This is a genomic window from Rubritalea sp. (genome assembly GCF_039830215.1).
Lineage (GTDB): Bacteria > Verrucomicrobiota > Verrucomicrobiia > Verrucomicrobiales > Akkermansiaceae > Rubritalea.
Genome location: NZ_JBDOPO010000060.1, coordinates 1 through 4046 on the forward strand (window position 1 = coordinate 1; position 4046 = coordinate 4046).

At 46.9% G+C, this 4046-nt stretch carries 6 protein-coding genes; 1 reads left to right on the forward strand and 5 read right to left on the reverse strand.

The annotated features are described in order from the left end of the window. Positions 1–681: ATP-dependent helicase C-terminal domain-containing protein (locus ABGY95_RS01565; RefSeq protein ID WP_347439921.1), on the forward strand; the 681-nt coding region annotated here is incomplete at its 5' end. Between the two features lie 115 nt (positions 682–796). On the opposite strand, the gene ABGY95_RS01570 is transcribed toward ABGY95_RS01565, so the two are convergent. The 5 genes from ABGY95_RS01570 to ABGY95_RS01590 form a co-directional block, all read right to left on the reverse strand. Beyond that, positions 797–1147: a ribonuclease III domain-containing protein gene (locus ABGY95_RS01570; RefSeq protein ID WP_347439922.1), complete on the reverse strand. Its 351-nt coding sequence runs from the start codon at positions 1145–1147 to the stop codon at positions 797–799. Positions 1148–1267: 120 nt separating this feature from the next. Continuing rightward, the gene (locus ABGY95_RS01575; protein WP_347439923.1) at positions 1268–1579 is read right to left on the reverse strand and encodes a hypothetical protein; all 312 of its coding nucleotides are present in this window, start codon (positions 1577–1579) and stop codon (positions 1268–1270) included. Positions 1580–1762: 183 nt separating this feature from the next. Next, positions 1763–2425: a L,D-transpeptidase gene (locus ABGY95_RS01580; RefSeq protein WP_347439924.1), complete on the reverse strand. Its 663-nt coding sequence runs from the start codon at positions 2423–2425 to the stop codon at positions 1763–1765. Between the two features lie 104 nt (positions 2426–2529). After that, on the reverse strand, positions 2530–3126 hold the full coding sequence (gmk, locus tag ABGY95_RS01585; RefSeq protein WP_347439925.1) for a guanylate kinase: 597 nt from the start codon (positions 3124–3126) through the stop codon (positions 2530–2532). A 43-nt stretch (positions 3127–3169) separates the two neighbouring features. Next, entirely contained in the window at positions 3170–3955 is a 786-nt protein-coding gene (locus tag ABGY95_RS01590; protein WP_347439926.1) for a DUF3108 domain-containing protein, read from the reverse strand. Positions 3956–4046: the final 91 nt, after the last annotated feature.

Here is a 4046-nt window from a genome sequence, read left to right on the forward strand (position 1 = left end):
AGTGATTTTGTCGATGGAGCGCATGCCTATTTTGATGAAACAATTCGCAGGGTCGTCAACCGCAGCGAGCAGAGATTTCGAGATCTAGTGCTTACCAGTAAGGATGGAGGCGAGCCCGATCTTGGTATGGCAGCTCAATTGCTTGCGGAGCGCGTGGCTACTGGTGAACTGAAGCTTAAAAAGTGGGACGCGGGGGTGGAGCAATGGATTGCTCGGCTGCTGAGTTTAGGGGAATGGATGCCTGAACTTGAATTGCCTGGATTCGAAGAAGAAGACAAAGCTCTCGCGTTTGAACACATTTGCGAAGGAGCATTGGGGTATAAAGATATCAAAGACCGAGAAGTGATGCCGGCTTTGAGGTCGTGGTTGTCAGCCCCACAAAAATCAGCGCTGGATCATTATGCTCCAGAGCGCATCAAGCTAAGCAATGGACGAGAGGTAAAGCTTAAGTACGAGCTAGGAAAGCCGCCGACTATGGCCTTGCAAGTACAACGACTTTTTGGCGTGAAACAGACCCCAACTATCGCCGATGGTAAGATGCAGGTGTTGGTGCATGTGTGTGCTCCCAACCAACGCCCGTGGCAGATGACTCAGGACTTAGCAGGATTCTGGGAGTCTGGGTTCGCTCAAATGAAAAAAGATCTAGCAGGTCGCTACCCAAAGCATAAATGGGAGTTGTAGGCGCTGCGCTTCAATTAAGAATGAAAAATTAATTATTTCTGAGCTTTTCCAGGTTTTTAGTGAAGTCGTGCATTAAGGAACAGCGGAGAGTTCCCTGATGAAAGCCAGTAATTACTTACTTTTTTCCGTACTTGCGTAATCTTCGCGGTACTTGAGTGAGTTGGCGGCGCTGGTATTCTTTTTCTGCGACAAGGAATTTGGGGTGGAGTTCTTTTTCAATCCAATCAAAGCCAGCTTGAAGGCCGTCAGTGGCATAGACTCGACCGATTTGAGCTTCTACTGAGGTGGGGTTGCCAGCGCAGCTAAGGAAGTCATTTGAGGTGAAACGGACAAACATCTCGCCATCCATTGCTCCAAACTCACGAAGAATCCACTCGCGGACGTAGAGTGCGAGTACTGCGTCTCCGGTCCAAGCTTCTGCTCGTTCTTTTGCTATTACAGGGTCTTGTTTCTTTGGGGCTGCCATGGTCGTAGTAAGGTGCGTTTTAGTTCACTTGGGTTTATAGAATCGTTTCAGATTCGCCATCCCAGTAGCCGCTTTCTAGTGCGATGTAAATACTCGTGTATGGCAGGGCCGTCTCAGACTTCAGTATAACACGCGGTTTCGACTTCTTGAGATGCGTAATAAAGATTCTAGCGAGCGGGATGAGAGGCTTTGGGTGGTGTGTTCGTAGAGTGATTTGGTGAGTCGGCTGCGGTGCTCTTCAATGCTAGGAGCGTAGGTGCCGGGGAGTGTTGAGAATGCTAGAGTGAGATAAATGCGTGGTCGGATAAGTCCCGAGCTCTCGATGATTTGGAGTGCTGAGTCGAGTGCTTCATATAGTTTGTTGGGAAATATTACTGAGTGTGCTTCTGGTCGGCCGGGGCTAGCTAGGCCGAGTAGGTGGCAATAATACAATTGTAGGAGCCTAAATATACTATTTCTGAATCCAGTAGTTGGATCCAAGCATGTTGTTGCTAAGGAGGTGGGCGCCACTATTCAAAAAAAGAAAGCTGAGAATAAGGCGCTACTTGACCATAAGCCTAAAAAAGCCGCAGCGTGTGACTGTGGCTTTTTGTGAATTTATTTTGGTGGCAACTTTTAGCGTACTACGACCGGAGTTCCTATCGCAACCTTGTCGTAGACCGTGTCGACAGCTTTGTAGTATGTGCGGATGCAGCCGTGGGACGCCGGATAGCGAGGGACTTTGCCTCGATGCATACCAATTCCGTCCCAGGTAATGCGCATCCATGAGGACATGAGCGCGCCTTCAAATCGTCCTCCTTCAGGGATGGTATCTTTGGATGAGTCGGCATTAGAATTTACGACAGTCCCTTCGGCATCATAAATTTTCCCATAAAGATTGGAGCGCTTTTTGGCCTTCGTTTTCTCAAGAACTTCGTACTCTCCTGCAGGAGTAGGGAAGTTTTTATTTCCTGTGGAAACTGGGTAGTCCATGGCGACTTCGCCATTGTTGAGTAGGATTGCACGCTGCAAACTTCGATCTACAATCACTTTGGCATTGCTGCCGTTAGATGATGAGAGCAAGGCTTCATTGCGGTATATACCATAGGTTTTTGGGTAGTTGGAAGACGCTGTGAAGTGAGCGTAGGTGCCTTTTTTGTAAGGGTTGACGTGCTCCCCCTTGATTGAAGATGTTTGCTTAGGGTTCGGCTTCGGAGCCACACCTGGGGTACAGCTAGAAAAGAGCACTGGAACTAGAAATAGTGCTGAAATTTGGAGAATATGAAGATTTTTTTTCATTACGTTTAGTAATTGTGAGGAGAGCTATTGATTATTCTAAGAATTGGGGGCGGAAAAATCAAGTGCGATCGAATGATGTATTGGAGAACAATGTGAGTGTCTTGCTATGCGTGACGGCTGATGCGTAGTCGCTCACCTTGAAGCAATGCTTTGAAATATTTGTAATCTTCTTCATGAGAGCCCGATATGATACGGAAAGAATACTTTGGCCAGTGTTCCATTTCGTTGAGTGAGTTTCTCATGCGCGTATCGATGATCTCTTGGCTATCTGTGCCTCTTCCAGTGAGGCGCTTTCTGAGTTCTTCAGCGTTTGGAGGCATGATGAATATGTCGACTAGAGACTGCTGAATGATAGGGTGTTCACTTTCCCTAACGAGGGTTGCACCTTGAACGTCTATGTCCATGACAACATCAACACCAGCTTCTAGTTTGCTAAGAACTTCAGAAAGGAGCGTACCATAAAAGTTACCATGTACTTCAGCATTTTCGAGCAACTCTCCATCGGAGATCTTTTTCTGGAATTCTGAAACGCTTAGGAAGAAATAGTCTTTGCCATTTTCTTCACCAGGCCGAGGCTTGCGCGTGGTACAGGAAATAGCGTAGCTGGCCTCACCTTCGTTAGAAAGGCGGCGACAGAGAGTGGTTTTTCCGGAGCCGGATGGACCAGAAACCAAGTAGAGGATGCCTGTGCGATATGACATGCAATAAGATCGTAGGAGGTTGGGGGATATCTTCAAGAGTTATTTAGAGAGGACTGCGCTTTGTTAACGTGGCTCGAACATCGCCGATTAAGACCTTAGAGCGTAATTCCACAGGTATACGTTGGCCGTCATCTGTGATCCACATTGTGGCTTTCTTTAGTTTTTTATAGACCAAAAGTTTTCCTGTCTTCTTGTCGATTTTTTGTATTTTAACATCCAGTTTGATGCAGTCGTAACCAAGGTGCTTCGCGCGTTCGAGGACTGTGACTTTGATGAGATAGGGGCTAGCAAAAGGGTGGCAGCAGAGCTGAATTACAGATCCCTTATATAGTGGTTGCTTGCGTATTGCTAGGATAGCAGACAGTGGATCGTGAATAGCTTTTGCTGTAAAGAGGTGGCTGTGCGAAATTACTGTCTTTGATGCGTGGAGGGTAGTTGTCGCATTGTAGTGTACCCCCGATGACTTATAGCTGTTTCGGGTATCTACCACCTCCTTGTTGTCCTTTTCGGTGGCTACAAATACAAGTGGCCGGTGATCACTTAGTTTTGCGAATGAGGTGAAGGTGAAAGTATAGGGGAAAATGACAAAGGCTGGCCCCGTAGACCGACCGTAGGCGTGGCTGAGAAATACGTTGGGGTAGCGTTTGTCTTTTTGTCCAAATTCAATGGTAATTTTTCCTGAACGAATCGCACCATTCCAGCTCATTTTATATTCGAGCTGCTCGGGGGTGAAGGTGCTGCTCTTTCCTGCTGAATACCGAGCGATTTCAGTTCGCCATCCACCATGAACAGCTGAGGTAAGGAGAAGAACAGTGAGTAACTGGATCATCGGCAATTAGATAGTTTAAAATACTAATTTTAATTTCCTCAGCCATTCCTTAGGCTGATCAATTATAAGAGATAGCTGGCTGTGGGTCCCA

Coding starts and splice junctions, on each gene's coding strand:
- ABGY95_RS01570 (WP_347439922.1), bottom strand. CDS start 1,147: ATGGCAGCCCCAAAGAAACAAGACCCTGTAATAGCAAAAGAACGAGCA.
- ABGY95_RS01580 (WP_347439924.1), bottom strand. CDS start 2,425: ATGAAAAAAAATCTTCATATTCTCCAAATTTCAGCACTATTTCTAGTT.
- gmk (WP_347439925.1), bottom strand. CDS start 3,126: ATGTCATATCGCACAGGCATCCTCTACTTGGTTTCTGGTCCATCCGGC.
- ABGY95_RS01590 (WP_347439926.1), bottom strand. CDS start 3,955: ATGATCCAGTTACTCACTGTTCTTCTCCTTACCTCAGCTGTTCATGGT.